Annotated in this window: 16 protein-coding genes; 5 read left to right on the top strand and 11 right to left on the bottom strand. The window is 64.7% G+C overall.

Annotated features, from left to right (window positions below; all coding sequences use genetic code 11):
- Positions 1-104 precede the first annotated feature (104 nt).
- Entirely contained in the window at positions 105-1760 is a 1656-nt protein-coding gene (locus I6F21_RS03355) for an acetolactate synthase large subunit (protein WP_225140227.1), read from the bottom strand.
- A 162-nt stretch (positions 1761-1922) separates the two neighbouring features.
- Between I6F21_RS03355 and I6F21_RS03350 the strand changes: the two genes are divergently transcribed.
- Positions 1923-2795 carry a bifunctional helix-turn-helix transcriptional regulator/GNAT family N-acetyltransferase gene (locus tag I6F21_RS03350; RefSeq protein ID WP_225140226.1) on the top strand — a complete coding sequence of 291 codons (873 nt, stop codon included), beginning with the start codon at positions 1923-1925 and terminating at the stop codon, positions 2793-2795.
- Positions 2796-2850: 55 nt separating this feature from the next.
- Complete coding sequence (locus I6F21_RS03345) at positions 2851-3237, top strand: ester cyclase (protein ID WP_109144036.1); 387 nt, start codon at positions 2851-2853, stop codon at positions 3235-3237.
- Positions 3238-3258: 21 nt separating this feature from the next.
- On the opposite strand, the gene I6F21_RS03340 is transcribed toward I6F21_RS03345, so the two are convergent.
- The gene (locus I6F21_RS03340) at positions 3259-4479 is read right to left on the bottom strand and encodes an MFS transporter (protein ID WP_225140225.1); all 1221 of its coding nucleotides are present in this window, start codon (positions 4477-4479) and stop codon (positions 3259-3261) included.
- Positions 4480-4547: 68 nt separating this feature from the next.
- Positions 4548-4823: a hypothetical protein gene (locus tag I6F21_RS03335; protein WP_225140224.1), complete on the bottom strand. Its 276-nt coding sequence runs from the start codon at positions 4821-4823 to the stop codon at positions 4548-4550.
- Between I6F21_RS03335 and I6F21_RS03330 the strand changes: the two genes are divergently transcribed.
- On the top strand, positions 4822-5277 hold the full coding sequence (locus I6F21_RS03330) for a cupin domain-containing protein (protein ID WP_225140223.1): 456 nt from the start codon (positions 4822-4824) through the stop codon (positions 5275-5277). The two genes, I6F21_RS03335 and I6F21_RS03330, sit on opposite strands and share 2 nt — an antisense overlap.
- A 13-nt stretch (positions 5278-5290) precedes the next feature.
- Here the strand turns inward: I6F21_RS03330 and I6F21_RS03325 are convergent, their stop codons facing one another.
- Together I6F21_RS03325 and I6F21_RS03320 are read right to left on the bottom strand one after the other, a co-directional pair.
- On the bottom strand, positions 5291-5866 hold the full coding sequence (locus tag I6F21_RS03325) for a DUF308 domain-containing protein (RefSeq protein WP_225182808.1): 576 nt from the start codon (positions 5864-5866) through the stop codon (positions 5291-5293).
- A 76-nt stretch (positions 5867-5942) separates the two neighbouring features.
- Complete coding sequence (locus I6F21_RS03320) at positions 5943-6527, bottom strand: TetR/AcrR family transcriptional regulator (protein WP_225140221.1); 585 nt, start codon at positions 6525-6527, stop codon at positions 5943-5945.
- A gap of 80 nt (positions 6528-6607) precedes the next feature.
- On the opposite strand from I6F21_RS03320, the gene I6F21_RS03315 reads away from it, so the two are divergent.
- Positions 6608-7108, top strand: coding sequence for a peptide deformylase (locus I6F21_RS03315; protein WP_225140220.1), 501 nt, complete (start codon positions 6608-6610; stop codon positions 7106-7108).
- Positions 7109-7271: 163 nt separating this feature from the next.
- Here the strand turns inward: I6F21_RS03315 and I6F21_RS03310 are convergent, their stop codons facing one another.
- Both I6F21_RS03310 and I6F21_RS03305 read right to left on the bottom strand, forming a co-directional pair.
- Entirely contained in the window at positions 7272-7634 is a 363-nt protein-coding gene (locus tag I6F21_RS03310; RefSeq protein WP_057028929.1) for a metalloregulator ArsR/SmtB family transcription factor, read from the bottom strand.
- Positions 7634-8296, bottom strand: a complete 663-nt coding sequence (locus tag I6F21_RS03305; protein ID WP_036000961.1) for an SRPBCC family protein — start codon at positions 8294-8296, stop codon at positions 7634-7636. The genes I6F21_RS03310 and I6F21_RS03305 overlap by 1 nt, the downstream gene beginning before the upstream one ends.
- Positions 8297-8469: 173 nt before the next feature.
- Between I6F21_RS03305 and I6F21_RS03300 the strand changes: the two genes are divergently transcribed.
- Entirely contained in the window at positions 8470-8820 is a 351-nt protein-coding gene (locus I6F21_RS03300) for a cupin domain-containing protein (RefSeq protein ID WP_036022587.1), read from the top strand.
- Positions 8821-8980: 160 nt separating this feature from the next.
- Here the strand turns inward: I6F21_RS03300 and I6F21_RS03295 are convergent, their stop codons facing one another.
- The 4 genes from I6F21_RS03295 to I6F21_RS03280 form a co-directional block, all read right to left on the bottom strand.
- Positions 8981-10237 carry a serine hydrolase gene (locus tag I6F21_RS03295; RefSeq protein ID WP_225140219.1) on the bottom strand — a complete coding sequence of 419 codons (1257 nt, stop codon included), beginning with the start codon at positions 10235-10237 and terminating at the stop codon, positions 8981-8983.
- Positions 10238-10423: 186 nt separating this feature from the next.
- On the bottom strand, positions 10424-10543 hold the full coding sequence (locus tag I6F21_RS03290) for a DUF2474 family protein (protein ID WP_225140218.1): 120 nt from the start codon (positions 10541-10543) through the stop codon (positions 10424-10426).
- The gene (gene cydB / locus I6F21_RS03285) at positions 10543-11553 is read right to left on the bottom strand and encodes a cytochrome d ubiquinol oxidase subunit II (protein ID WP_225182807.1); all 1011 of its coding nucleotides are present in this window, start codon (positions 11551-11553) and stop codon (positions 10543-10545) included. The genes I6F21_RS03290 and cydB overlap by 1 nt, the downstream gene beginning before the upstream one ends.
- Positions 11550-12995, bottom strand: a complete 1446-nt coding sequence (locus tag I6F21_RS03280) for a cytochrome ubiquinol oxidase subunit I (protein WP_225112227.1) — start codon at positions 12993-12995, stop codon at positions 11550-11552. Before I6F21_RS03280 ends, cydB begins: the two co-directional genes overlap by 4 nt.
- Positions 12996-13200: the final 205 nt, after the last annotated feature.

The raw sequence follows: 13200 nt of genomic DNA, 5'->3' as shown, positions 1-13200 counted from the left end.
GCGAGCGCAGCGAAGCAATCCAGAATCTTTCCGCGGTGACAGTCTGGATTGCTTCGTCGCAAGGGCTCCTCGCAATGACGAACGGTGAGAGCGTCGCACAAAATTCACGCCTTCGCCTTCTCGTGCGCCCGCAACTCGTCGACCAGCACCCGCACGTTCTCCGAATAATCGATCGGGACCACGACCAGATGCACGCCGCCCTCCCTGAAGGCGGCATCGAGCGTCGTGCCGAAGCTGTCGATGCTTTCGATGCGATGACCCTTGGCGCCATAAGCCTTGGCGTATAGTGCAAAATCCGGATTGCCAAACGTCATGCCGTAATCGGCAAAGCGGTCGACGGCCTGCTTCCAGCGGATCATGCCGTAGGCCTTGTCCTCCAGCACCAGCACGACCAGGTTGAGCTTGAGGCGGACCGCCGTCTCTATCTCCTGGCTGTTCATCATGAAGCCGCCGTCGCCGGCAACCGCAAGCACGCGGCGGTCGGGATAGAGCATCGCGGCCATCATCGCCGACGGCAGGCCGGCGCCCATGGTCGCCAGCGCATTGTCGAGCAGCAGCGTGTTGGCGACGCGGGTGCGATAGTTGCGCGCAAACCAGATCTTGTACATGCCGTTGTCGAGGGCGACGATGCCGTTCTCCGGAATCACCTGGCGGATGTCGTGCACGATGCGCTGCGGCGTCGGCGGCCAGCGCGCTTCGATGGCGCGGTCGGCGATGTGCTTCAGTATCTCTTCGCGCAGCGGCAGCAGCGCCGCGGCCTGCGGCAGCTTGCCTTCGAGTCGATCCGCCAGCAGCTCCAGGCTCGGGCCGACGTCCCCTACGACCTCGGCATCGGGGAAATAGACCTGCTCGACGCTCGCCGGCGTGTAGCTGACGTGAATGACCTTTGGCCCTGACGGCCCCATGATGAAGGGCGGTTTCTCGATCGGGTCGTGACCGATCGCAACGATCAGGTCGGCAGCGTCAATGGCATCATGCACATAGTCGCGCTCGGACAAGGCGGCAGTGCCCATGTAGAGATTGGTGCCGCCGGGCACGGTCCCCTTGCCCATCTGCGTCGTGAAGAACGGCATGCCTGTCCGCCGCACGAAGCTTGCGATGCCGTGTGTCGACCGCGGCCGGCTGGTCGCCGCGCCCATCATCACCAGCGGGCGCTTGGCGGCCATGATCATCTCGGCGGCGCGGTCGAGCGCGGCGCGATGGGCGACCGGGATTTCTATCGGATGGACCGGGATCACGGGGACCGCAGGCACCTCGTCCCCGGCAACGTCCTCGGGCAGTTCGAGATGCACCGGCCCGGGCCGCTCCTCCATCGCGACGCGAAAGGCGTCGCGCACCACGGTCGGGATGCTGGAGGCGCTGACGATCTGCCGCGACAGCTTGGTCAGCGGCTTCATGGTCGCCACGACGTCCACGATCTGGAAGCGGGCCTGCCGGCTGCTCATGATCGGCTTCTGGCCGGTGATCAGGATCATCGGCATGGCACCGAGATGCGCATAGGCGGCGCCCGTCGACAGATTGAGAGCACCCGGGCCGAGCGTCGACAGACAAACGCCGGGCTTGCCGGTCAGCCGCCCGTGCGTTGCGGCCATGAAGGCCGCGGCCTGCTCGTGGCGGGTCAGGATCAGCTCGATCCTCGAAGCACGCAGCGATTCGACCAGATCGAGATTCTCTTCGCCGGGGATGCCGAAGATGCGGTCAACACCCTCATTCTCCAACGCCGCGACAAACAGGTCCGATCCCTTCGCTTTGCGTTCCATCCCGCCCAATGCCGCCTCCGCTCGTTGTGAATTCAGACTCCCCGAGCGGCCGCATGGTAACGGCTCCCGACACGGGAACAACTCACAAAGAGGCGCGCAACTGCAACTCGATCAGCTCTCGCACGATTGACAAGCCGCGATATCTGACTAAAGTCAGATATCATGCTCAATCCCGTCTCCCGCGTTCGCCGCTTCAACCGCGCCGTCACCTCTGCGGTCGGAGCACTCGATACGTCGTTTCTCGGGCGCGGCCGGCCGCTGGGTGCCGCGCGCGTGCTCAATGCGATCGGGCACGGGCGATCGGACGTGGCGGAGATCCGCGACTATCTCGGTCTCGATTCCGGGCTGATGAGCCGGCTGCTCCGCAGCCTCGAGGACGAAGGGCTGATCGAGACCGCCGCACGCGAGGACGATGCGCGGCGGCGCATGGCAACGCTCACACGGGCGGGCCGGCGCGAGTTCGCAGCCTACGAGGCGCTGTCCAACGCGCAGGCCGAAGGCCTCCTCGCGCAACATTCGCAACGCGAGGCGTTGCTGGCGGCGATGGACCTGATCGCCTCCGCGCTGACGCGCGAGCGCGTCGCGCTGGAGGAGACGGATCCGCGCTGCGAGCAAGCGCGCTACTGCCTCGGCGAGTACTATGCCGAGCTCGGCCGCCGCTTCAGCCAGGGCTTTGACGTCTCGCTGTCACGCGACCCCGACGCCAAGGACATGCGCCGGCCGCGCGGCACATTCCTCGTTGCGATGTCGGACACGCTGCCGATCGGCTGCGTCGGCTTGAAGGGCACCGATCACGGCTACGCCGAGATCAAGCGGCTGTGGGTCGCGCCCGCCGCGCGCGGGCTGCGGCTCGGCCGCCGCCTGATGGATGCGGCCGAGAGCGCCGCGCGCGAGCTCGGCATCGCACTGCTGCGGCTCGACACCAACAGCGCACTGCCCGAAGCCGGTCAGCTCTATCGCAGCACGGGCTGGCGCGAGATCCCGCGGTTCAACGACGATCCCTATCCGGACCTCTTCTTCGAAAAGCGCCTCTGACGCTGGACCGGTTCGCGGTCCTCGCGCGTTGGTCGAGGCCGTGGGAGCTTCGATAATGATGAGAGACGACCTCGCCGACATCTACCGCGCCTACATCGCTTGCCTGAATCGGCGGGATTGGCCGGCACTCGGACAATTCGTGCATGAGGAGGCCACCCACAACGCGCGGCCCCTTGGGCTTGCGGGCTATCGCGCGATGCTGGAACGGGATGTTCGGGAGATCCCCGATCTGCAGTTCCATATCGAGATGCTGATCTCCGATCCTCCCCGCATCGCCGCCCGATTGAAGTTTGACTGCACACCGGTCGGGACATTCGTTGGTCTTGCGGTCAACGGGCGGCGCGTGTCCTTCTGCGAAAACGTCTTCTACGAATTTCTCGACGGCAAGATCCGGCAGGTCTGGTCGGTGATCGACAAGGCCGCGATCGAGGCGCAGCTCTGACGCCACGCCTCGATCTCGAATTCACGCCGCCGCGGGCGCCACCTCGCCTTGCGGCTTTGCGAAGGGGCGGAACGTCATGGCCATCAGGAAGGCCCCTAAGCCCATCGCCCAGGAGGCGATGTAGAGCCAGGCATAGCTGGAGAAGGCATCGTAGATCAGGCCGCCGGCGAGCGGGCCGGTCGCCATGCCGAGGCTGCCTGCCATCGCCGTGCCGCCGATCACCGTGCCCATCATCTTGAGCGGGAAGTTCTCGCGGATCAGAACGGCATAGAGCGGCATGGTGCCGGCATAGATGAAGCCGAAGATCGCGCCGACCGCATAGAACGTCGTCAGCTGTTGCGCGAAGACATAGGCGAGCGCGCCGAAGGCCTGCAGCAGCAGGCCCGAGACCAGCACGCGCTTGGCGCCGAAGCGGTCGCCCATCAGCCCGAAGGCGATGCGCCCGCCGAGGCCGGCAAATCCCTCGATGCTGTAGATCGTCACCGCTGCGACCAGCGGGATGCCGCAACTCACGGCATAGCTGACGGTGTGGATGATCGGGCCGGAATGCGTCGCGCAGCAGAAGAAGTTGGTGGCGAGCAGGATCAGGAATTGCGGCGAGCGCAACGCCTCGCCCATCGACATCTCGTTTTGTCCGGCGGTTTCGCCGGCGGGCGCGGCCGGACCTTGCGCGAGCGCCGGCGGACGGCGCACCAGGAACGAGACCGGGATCATGATGGCGCCGACCACGAGCGCGATGATCTGCATCGAGGTGCGCCAGTCGTGGCCGGAGACGAGCCAGGCCGCCAGCGGCGACATCGTCATCGGCGCCATGCCCATGCCGGCGGAGACCAGCGACACGGCGAGGCCGCGATTGGTGTCGAACCAGCCCGTGACGGTCGCCATCATCGGCGCGAAGATCGCAGCGCAAGCGGCGCCGACCAGCAGGCCGAACACGATCTGGAACACGAGAAGCGAGGTGGCGTGGCTCGCCGCAAACAGGCTGAGCGTCTGCACGACCGATCCCGTCACCACCACCGGCAGCGGCCCGAACCGGTCGGACAGCGTGCCCCAAGCCATGCTGGTGAAGGCCATGGCCAGAAAGCCGATCGTCATCGCGCTGGAGATGCCGGTCACCGACCAGCCGGTGTCCTTGGTGATCGGCTGCAGGAACACCGGCAGCGAAAACATGCCGCCGATCGCGACGCAGCCAAGCACGCCGCCGGCGGCGACGATCACCCAGCGATAGTTGGACGAAGTCATTTCAGTCTCCCGTCAGGTCTGTCTCGCGTGAAAGACGAATGGGAACTGCGCCCGCCGACAGGCCGACGTCATTTTTGCCGCACGCTTTCGTGAGCGGCCAGCAAAACTCGCAAAACAACCCCATGCACAGTAGCCGGCGCCAGCGGGATCAATGACTTACCTACCAGGAACGACAGCTCAGCGGCTCCCTGTCCTCGCGCGACATCATCACAGATCGGTTTGACACGTCGGGCAAAACAGCCGCAGAATGACAGCATCCCACACATATTGATCTGGTCCGCGATGTTCATCGTGATGATGCTTCGCGCCGCCGGTCTGTTGGTGGATTGCAGGGAGTCCCACATGCCAAAGATCGACGTCGCCACCGTGCCGGCCCGCAAGGGCTCCGGCTATCCGGCGCCTTTCAATGCGCCTTGCGCCGAGCGCATTCGCAAGCGGCTCGGCGATGCCGGAGGCTTGTCGGATTTCGGCGTCAACCTGATGCGCCTGCCGCCGGGCACCTGGTCGAGCCAGCGGCACTGGCATTCGCACGAGGACGAGTTCGTCTACATTCTCGAAGGCGAAGTGACGCTGATCGAGGATGGCGGCGAAACCGTGCTGCACGCCGGCGATTGCGCCGCCTTCCCCAAGGCCAGCGGCAACGGCCATCACATGATCAACAGGTCGAGCGTGACGGCGGTTTATCTCGAGATCGGCTCACGCTCGCCAGCCGACCTCATCACCTGCTCCGACATCGACATGATGAGCCCGGCAGCGGACGGCCGCTTCCTGCACAAGGACGGCACGCCCTATCTGTAAGTGACATTGCGGCTCACAGGGCCGCACTACGGCGCCAGTCGCCGACCGTGAGCCAGACCGCCGAGACCAGGAAGTAGATCGCGCCGACCGCGGCATAGCCCGCGACATTCGCAATCGACGGCACCGCAGGCGTCGCGGCCTGGAAGATGAAGAAGCCGCCCGCCAGGGCCGACTGGCCACCGCTGAGCACCATGGCCCATTGCGCGCCGAGACGCTTCCAGCGCCGCACGGCCGTGCCGACCTGGAGCAGTCCGGACAGGATCGCCCAGGCTCCGAAGATTCCGAGCACCCAGTTCATGCTGACCTGCAAGGCCAGGATGACCGCAATGGTGGTGGCGAGGCTGACCAGCACGTTCAGGCCCTGCGTGCGGTTCTGGTTCAAGCCACCGCTCCAGAGCGCGTCGAGATAATTGGCGGCAGCGTCCCAGGCCGGATAGGCAACGAGCAACGTCGCTGCGATCACTGCCGATGACGGCGCGATCGCGAGGGCCGCAATGACCCAAGCGACGGAAAACGCGGCACGCATGAAGTAGTACTGCTTCAGCCATTGCGCCTGGTCGGCGCCCAAAGCCATCTCGCTGGTTCTCATTTTCTGCTCCTTACCTACTAGTTGGTAGTTTACATACGACGCCGAGCACCGCCCTGCCCGGCCTGTGCCGATCTCGTCAGTGCCTGGTGGAAAGCCGCTCCAGCAGCGGCCGGGTGATTGTCCCGAAGATTTTTGGATCGCCATAGGCCCGCGCCGACAGCATCGCGCCGTGAACGGTTGCCATGAATCCCTCCGCCTCGGCCCGCGCGGTGCCGGAGAGATGGAGCCGGCCTTGCCGCTTGCCGCGCTCCATCACCGAAGCCAGCCACGACGACACGGAGCGGAAATGCGCGCGGACTTCGAGCGCCACTTCCTCGGGCAGAATCGGAAGCTCACTGGCAAGGAGCGCGCAGACGCAGAAGGGAGCCGTCGCATCCTTGATGCACGCCTCCCAATAGGCGATGTAGCTTTTGAGCTGCTCGGCGGGGTCGGCGACATTGCGCTCGAGCGCCGACAGCCCTGCCTGGGCCTCCTCGCGATAGCGCGACACCAGGGTGCGGACCAGATCGATCTTGCTGGCAAAGTGGTGGTGGATGCTCGGCTTGCGGATGCCGACGACATCGGCGATGTCGGCGTAACTGAAGCCGTTGTAGCCGCCCGCGATGATCAGCGTACGGGCGCAGCCAAGAATGTCGTCGGCGGTCGAGGAAGCGGTGCTCATGGCGCTTAGCTACCTTCCAGTAGGTAGGCGGTCAAGCGAGGATGCTTCAATGATCCGTGAGTGAGTGGTAGGAGCCCTGCATGACCATCCGCCCGATCGTGCGCTATCCCGACCGCCGGCTTGCGCTGCCGGCCCGCGCCGTCACCGCGTTCGACGATTCCTTGCGCGAGCTCGCGCAGGATCTGCTCGACACAATGCGCGCCGCGCCCGGCATCGGCATCACCGCGCCGCATATCGGCGTGCCCTTGCGCGTCGTGGTGCTGGAGCTCGACGCGAAGGACGGCCCGCAGACCTACGTCAATCCGGAGATCACATGGGTCTCGCCGGAGATGATCATGCACCGCGAAGGCAGCGTCTCGATGCCGGGGATCAACGACGAGGTGCAGCGACACGCGCGGGTGCGGATCAGCTATCGGGATCTCGACGGCAACATGCACACCGAGGAGTCCGAAGCCCTGCGAGCTGTCTGCCATCAGCACGAGATCGACCAGCTCGACGGCATGTTCTGGATTCAGCGGCTGTCGCGGCTGAAGCGGGAGCGGCTGGTGAAGAAGTTCGAGAAGATGTCGCGGAATTCGTAGGGTGGATTAGCGCAGCGTAATCCACCTGAGTACGACAAAATGAGAGAGATGGTGGATTACGCCGCCCGCTGCGCTTCGCGGCGGCCTGCTAATCCACCCTACGCTACTGCCTGTGTGGGACACCCCGGATTACGCTGCGCTCCATCCAGGCTACGGAGCCCGATTACGCCCTCTTCCCTGTCCGCTTGATGATCGGCGCCTTGCGACGCTCGCGCTTGCCGCGCGCGATCTCGGTGGCGAGCGCGTCCAGCTTCGGCTCCCAGAAAATCCTGAACTGGCCGACCCAGGCATCGACCGCTTGCAGCCCGGCGGCGTCGACCGAATAGAGGCGCCTTTGCGCCTCCGCCCGGACGCTCGCAAAGCCGCTCTCGCGCAGCACCTTGAGGTGCTGCGAGACGGCCGCCTGGGTGATGCCGAACTCGGCCCCGATGACTTCGACGACCTCGCCGGACGCCATCTCCTTGAGGCCGAGCAGCTCGAGGATGCGGCGGCGCACGGGATCGGCGAGGACCTCGAAGGCGTGCATCAGCTTCCGGTGCCGGGATGAACGATGTCGGGCGGCATCTCGCCGCGATAGAATGCGATGGTGCGGTCCGAGCGCTGCTTCGCCTCGTCAGGATCGACCCCGCTTGCGACATGCGCCGCACGCCAATATTCGCCGCTCGTCGTCATGAAGTCCTTGCCCTCGGGCGAGACCATCCACGCCTCCGCCGTTTCATGATCGACCGATGCCCCGGTCGCAAGATATCGCTCAAGTCCCGCAAGCGCGAGGTCCCAACCGATACCGACCGCACCCGGACCGAACTGATTCCAATGATCCTCGATGATCGCGGTGTGCTCAAGCGTCAGGCGCGCCTGGCTCCGCTCGGCTTTCAGGCTGACGTCGATCCAGCTCGTGGCGCCGCCGAATTCCCAGGTCGCGGCGAAATGGGTGGGCGGCGTGCAGGACGTGATGGTGCCGCCGGCATTGCCCTTGACCTGGTAGCGTCCGCCGAGCCGGAGGTCGCCCTCGACCGGCGCAAACCAGCGCGGGATCCGCTCCCTGCTGGTCACGGCGTCCCAGAGATCGTCGACGCTGGTGTCGTAGAGCCGCGTTAGCGTCACCGCGCTAGCCGGCTTGCCGTCTCTCTCCAAGCTCCTCACCGAGCGCGTCACAAGCCCCAAGACCCTGGCGACGTCGATCTGCATTTTCGGTTCTCCCTGTGGTTCATCCGCCGAACAAATATCGATCGCGACTAATATAAGTCAATACTTATATTGCGCGACGTTCCGCTGTGTCAAACCGCCCGCGAGGCGGAACCAAACAACGGCCACGGCGTCTATCCGTGCCCTCCCCCAGCCCCACAAGACGGAATGACCTCATGAAAGTTCGCAAATTCGCCATCGCCGACGCCTCGCTCGAGCGCTCACCGGGACAGGACGGCGATATCTTCGTCGCCAACTTGGTCGACCAGCGCCACGGCGGACCTATCACGATCGGCTTCGGCCGCTACGCGCCGAACCAAAATCTCAAGGAGACGATGAAGGTCGACGATGTCATGATCGTCCTCGAAGGGAAGCTGTCGGTCACGAGCGACGGCAGCACCGTGACCGCGGGGCCCGGCGAGATCGTCCATATGCCGAAGGGCGAGACGGTCACGATCCGCTCGCACGAGCAAGGCGCCGTCACCGCCTATGTCACTTATCCGCATTGGCAGGAGGCGCATGAGTGAGGCACGAGCTGCGACGCACTACCCGCCGGGCATCAGCGCCTTCGCCAGCTCGTAGGGCGGATTAGCCGAAGGCGTAATCCGCCATTGCCGACACGGCGCGGCGAGAGATGGTGGATTACGCCGGCGGACTGCGCTTCGCGCAGCCGCAGGCTAATCCACCCTACGCACCGACCACTAGCGCTTTGGCTAGCGCCATGTAGGCCGGCAGCGTCACGGGATCGTTGGCGGCGTTGCCTGCCATGGGATGCGAGGCGTAGCGTGCGATCACCATTTCGGCCTTGGGATCGATGTAGATGCCCTGGCCGTAGACGCCGCGCGCCATGTAGGCGCCGTGCGCGTTGTGCGTCACCCACCATTGATTGCGGTAGGAGGCGCCCGGCAGCGTGGTGTAGCCGGCCGGCTTGAATTTTTCGGGATCGCCGCCGCGCGCGATGTCTTCGACCACCTGCGACGGCACGATCTGGCGGCCGTTGAAGCGGCCGTGGTTGCGCATGGTCTCGCCAAAGCGAGCGAGATCGCGCAATGTCGTGGAGAGACCGCCGCCGCCGCTCTCGGTGCCTATGCGGTCGACGTGATAATGCGCGTCCTCCTCAGCGCCCATCGGCTGCCAGATCCGCTCGGACAGGAGGTCGGACAGCGTCAGGCCGCTGGCGCGCCTGATGATCCACGCGAGCACGTCGGTGTTGACGGTCTTGTAGGCAAAGGCCTTGCCGTGCTCGCCCTGCTTCTTCTGCGCGATGAGGAAATCGAAGATGGTGGTGGGGCCGTCATAGCCCGGAGGGATCGGCGCCATGCCGTTGGCGCGCCTGAGGCCCCACACGTCCGAGTTCTTGTCGGTGTAGACCTCGGTGTAGGCGAGCCCCGTGGTCATATCCATGACCTCGTGCACACGCGCATCGCCGAACGCGCTTGGCTTCAGCTCCGGAACATAGTCGACGACGGGCGCCTGCGGATCGACCTTGCCCTCAGCGACCAGAATCCCCGCGAGCACGCCGGTGAACGACTTCGTCACCGACATCGCGATATGCGGCTTGTGCGGCTTCAACGCGCCGAAATAGCGCTCATAGATCAGCCTGCCCCGGTGCAGCACGGCGATGCCGTCAGTGTAGGTCTCCTCCAGCATCTTTTCGAACGTCATGGGTCGGCCGTCCATCGTGACCGAGGCAACCCGGCCGATGTCCTGCTCCGCCCGCGGCAACACCGACGCCGGCCCTGCCCCGCGCCAGACGTTCACGGTCGGCACGAGCTGGCGGATGTTGCTCCAGGCCCAGCGCAGCTCGGGGAAGCTGCGGAAGGAGCCGTCCTGGAAGGTAATGAGGCGGTCGGGGGATGGCGGGAAGCCGCGCATATAGCCGAGGGTTTCGGGGTCGGTTTCAGCGGCAGCAGGCTGCTGGCTGGCGGCAGTCGCGACGGACATTAAGCGGGCTCCTTGGAGACGATGCGGATGTCGTATCACGGGAGCAGAGGTCGGGCATCCGACGTTTGTGCCGGGGAGCTACGCACAGTCGGGATGACGTGGCCAAGCATGGCACGCGAGGGGCTCGCAGCGCCGCACTATGCCGAGAGGAGTGGCAGCCTGCCGATCCTGCCCGCTCCGGATTCCTCATCCCGCCTTGAGCAACCACCGGATCGGCAATGCGATCACGAAGAGCGTGGTGACACCTGCAGCCCACAGCGTCACGAACCATAGCAGCTGCTTCCAGGTCCGCGATGCGCGCAGCATCAGTGATACCCCTCGCCGTGCCGCACCTTGCCGCGGAAGATCCAATAGACGTAGCCGGTATAGACAAGGATCACCGGTACCAGCACCGCCGCGCCGACGAGCAGGAACAACTGGCTGCTGGGATGCGTGGCTGCCTGCCAGATCGTAATCGAGGGCGGCACGATCATCGGCCACATGCTAATGCCCAGCCCGGCATAAGAAAGCAGGAAAAAGCCGAGCGCGCACAGGAACGGCATCCCATCCTCGCCCTTCGCGAGCGCGCGGTGAAAGCGCCATGCCAGCAGGGCCAAGAGAACTGGCACAGGCGCTGCGTAAAGCATGTTCGGCAGCGTCAGCCATCGCTCCCGGAACGCAGGGCTTTGGATGACCATCATCAGTGATATGAGGGCGATGAAGCCGAGTGTCGCAAACCCGAGAACGCGTGCGTAGTTGCGGCAGCGTGCCTGAAGCGCGCCGTCGGTCTTCCATATCAGCCAGCACGCGCCGAGCAGGCCGTAGCCGACGACAAGGGCAACACCGGTCAAAACCGAGAAAGGTGTCAGCCAGTCCCACCACCCGCCGGCGTAAGCACGCCCCTCCACGCGGATGCCCTGCACGATGGCACCAAGGCAAACGCCCTGGAGCAATGCGGCCGCAAAGCTGCCCCACGAGAAGGCGCGGTCCCACCATATTTCACCAGCCGACGTCCGCGCTCGAAACCGCATTTCGAAGGCTACTCCGCGGAACACCAGCGCCAGCAGCATCAGAATGAGCGGCATGTACAGCGCAGGAAAAATCGTCGCGTAGGCCAGTGGAAACACGGCGAACAATCCGCCGCCACCGAGGACGAGCCAGGTTTCGTTGCCGTCCCAGACCGGTGCCACCGAGTTGACCATGACATCGCGATCGGGCCTCGCCACCTCGGCCGGAAACAGGATGCCGACGCCGAGGTGGAAGCCGTCCATCACAACGTAGAGCAGCACGGCCGTGGCGATCAGCAGCGCCCAAATCAATGTGAGGTCGATGCTCATGGCCGGATCCCCGCTTGTCGCGGCTCTGCTCTGTGCGTGTCTGACCCTGCTATCAAGGCTGGCGCCGGCGTGATGCCGGCCGTGCGGACCGGCTGGCCTTGTGGCGGTCCGTGCTCGCCGGCTTCAGGGGTCTGGCGGAAGAGGTGAAACAGATAAGCAATCCCCGCGCCGAACACGACAAAGTACACGACAACGAATGCCGCCAGAGACGCGGCCACGGCCGGCGCTGCGATCGGCGCCACGCTATCGGCGGTCCTCAGCAGTCCATAAACCGTGAATGGCTGGCGTCCCGCTTCCGTCACTGTCCATCCAGCTGTCACAGCAATCAGCCCCGACGGCCCCATGGCCACGGCAAAGCGATGCAGCCATGGCGTGTCGTACAGGGCGTCTCGCCAACGCAGAACGAGCGAGGCCATGCCGAGCACGATCATCAGAATCCCCAAGCCGACCATGATGCGGAACGCCCAGAAGACGAGCGGAATGTTGGTCGGCCAGGTGTCTTTCGGGAAAGCCTTGAGCCCCTTGACCTCTCCATCAAGGCTATGCGTGAGATAGAGGCTCGCAAAGCCAGGAATGGCAATTTGGCCGCGCGTCACCCCGGCTTCGGCGTCCGGCATTCCGAACAGGATGGAAGGCGCGCGGCGCTCGGTCTCGAAGTGACCCTCCATGGCGGCGACCTTGGTGGGCTGGTGGTGATACGAATTCACCCCATGCAGATCGCCGATCAGAAGCTGTAGCGGGGCCACGATCGCGGCCATCCACATCGCCATTGAGAACATGATGCGAGCGCGTTCGTTCATCCTGTTCCGCAGCAGGTGCCAGGCGCCCACGGCTCCCACGATCATCGCGGTCGTCAGGTAAGCCGCCGTCACCGTGTGGGCGAAGCGATAAGGGAACGACGGATTGAAGATGATCGCGAGCCAGCTCTCGGGGATGAATTGGCCGTCCGCTCCCATCGCGTGTCCTGCCGGCGTCTGCATCCAGGAATTTGCGGCTAGAATCCAGAAGGCCGAGAGCAAGGTGCCGCCCGCGACGAAACAGGTCGCGACGAAATGCAGGCGCGGGCCAACGCGTCCCAGGCCGAAGAGCATGACTCCAAGGAAGCCGGCCTCGAGAAAGAATGCCGTCAGCACCTCGTAGCCGAGGAGCGGCCCGAGCACCGGGGATGTCTTGTCGGCAAACACCGACCAGTTCGTGCCGAACTGGTATGACATGACCAAGCCCGACACCACGCCCATGGCGAAAGCGACAGCGAAAATCTTAAGCCAATAGCGGTAGGTATCTAGATAGGCGCCCCGGCCCGTCCACAGCCACAGCCCTTCGAGCACCGCAAGATAGCTCGCCAGCCCGATCGTGAAGGCCGGAAACAGGAAGTGCCAGACCACCGTGAAGGCAAACTGGAAGCGCGCAAGATCCAACGCGCTGGGTAATAAGTCGGACATAGCTCCGCCCCCGACATCAAGTGCGGCCCGCAGCTAACGCTTTCAACCTACGCTTGTTCCAACTGCCTCGAACATCCGATGTCGAGGGTTTTAAGCATTCTGCGGGCACTGTCCTTGAAGGCTATCCTCGGCACATTACCATCTCAATATGCCGGAATGTCCTACCCCGCGCACGGCCTGCAACGGACGAGTTGCGGTTGAGTTC

It is taken from the genome of Bradyrhizobium sp. NBAIM03 (genome assembly GCF_020194055.1).
Lineage (GTDB): Bacteria > Pseudomonadota > Alphaproteobacteria > Rhizobiales > Xanthobacteraceae > Bradyrhizobium > Bradyrhizobium yuanmingense.
Note: the sequence above shows the minus strand (reverse complement) of the source record. Positions and strands in the feature narration are given on the sequence as shown.

What these genes read in the sequence shown, in the direction of transcription:
- I6F21_RS03325 (WP_225182808.1), bottom strand. Translation starts at nt 5,866, where the DNA reads ATGAGAACCAGCGAGATGGCTTTGGGCGCCGACCAGGCGCAATGGCTG.
- I6F21_RS03310 (WP_057028929.1), bottom strand. Translation starts at nt 7,634, where the DNA reads ATGCACGCCTTCGAGGTCCTCGCCGATCCCGTGCGCCGCCGCATCCTC.
- I6F21_RS03280 (WP_225112227.1), bottom strand. Translation starts at nt 12,995, where the DNA reads ATGTCCGACTTATTACCCAGCGCGTTGGATCTTGCGCGCTTCCAGTTT.
- I6F21_RS03290 (WP_225140218.1), bottom strand. Translation starts at nt 10,543, where the DNA reads ATGCTGCGCGCATCGCGGACCTGGAAGCAGCTGCTATGGTTCGTGACG.
- I6F21_RS03305 (WP_036000961.1), bottom strand. Translation starts at nt 8,296, where the DNA reads ATGCAGATCGACGTCGCCAGGGTCTTGGGGCTTGTGACGCGCTCGGTG.
- I6F21_RS03315 (WP_225140220.1), top strand. Translation starts at nt 6,608, where the DNA reads ATGACCATCCGCCCGATCGTGCGCTATCCCGACCGCCGGCTTGCGCTG.
- I6F21_RS03300 (WP_036022587.1), top strand. Translation starts at nt 8,470, where the DNA reads ATGAAAGTTCGCAAATTCGCCATCGCCGACGCCTCGCTCGAGCGCTCA.
- cydB (WP_225182807.1), bottom strand. Translation starts at nt 11,553, where the DNA reads ATGAGCATCGACCTCACATTGATTTGGGCGCTGCTGATCGCCACGGCC.
- I6F21_RS03330 (WP_225140223.1), top strand. Translation starts at nt 4,822, where the DNA reads ATGCCAAAGATCGACGTCGCCACCGTGCCGGCCCGCAAGGGCTCCGGC.
- I6F21_RS03335 (WP_225140224.1), bottom strand. Translation starts at nt 4,823, where the DNA reads ATGTGGGACTCCCTGCAATCCACCAACAGACCGGCGGCGCGAAGCATC.
- I6F21_RS03340 (WP_225140225.1), bottom strand. Translation starts at nt 4,479, where the DNA reads ATGACTTCGTCCAACTATCGCTGGGTGATCGTCGCCGCCGGCGGCGTG.
- I6F21_RS03345 (WP_109144036.1), top strand. Translation starts at nt 2,851, where the DNA reads ATGATGAGAGACGACCTCGCCGACATCTACCGCGCCTACATCGCTTGC.
- I6F21_RS03295 (WP_225140219.1), bottom strand. Translation starts at nt 10,237, where the DNA reads ATGTCCGTCGCGACTGCCGCCAGCCAGCAGCCTGCTGCCGCTGAAACC.
- I6F21_RS03320 (WP_225140221.1), bottom strand. Translation starts at nt 6,527, where the DNA reads ATGAGCACCGCTTCCTCGACCGCCGACGACATTCTTGGCTGCGCCCGT.
- I6F21_RS03350 (WP_225140226.1), top strand. Translation starts at nt 1,923, where the DNA reads ATGCTCAATCCCGTCTCCCGCGTTCGCCGCTTCAACCGCGCCGTCACC.
- I6F21_RS03355 (WP_225140227.1), bottom strand. Translation starts at nt 1,760, where the DNA reads ATGGAACGCAAAGCGAAGGGATCGGACCTGTTTGTCGCGGCGTTGGAG.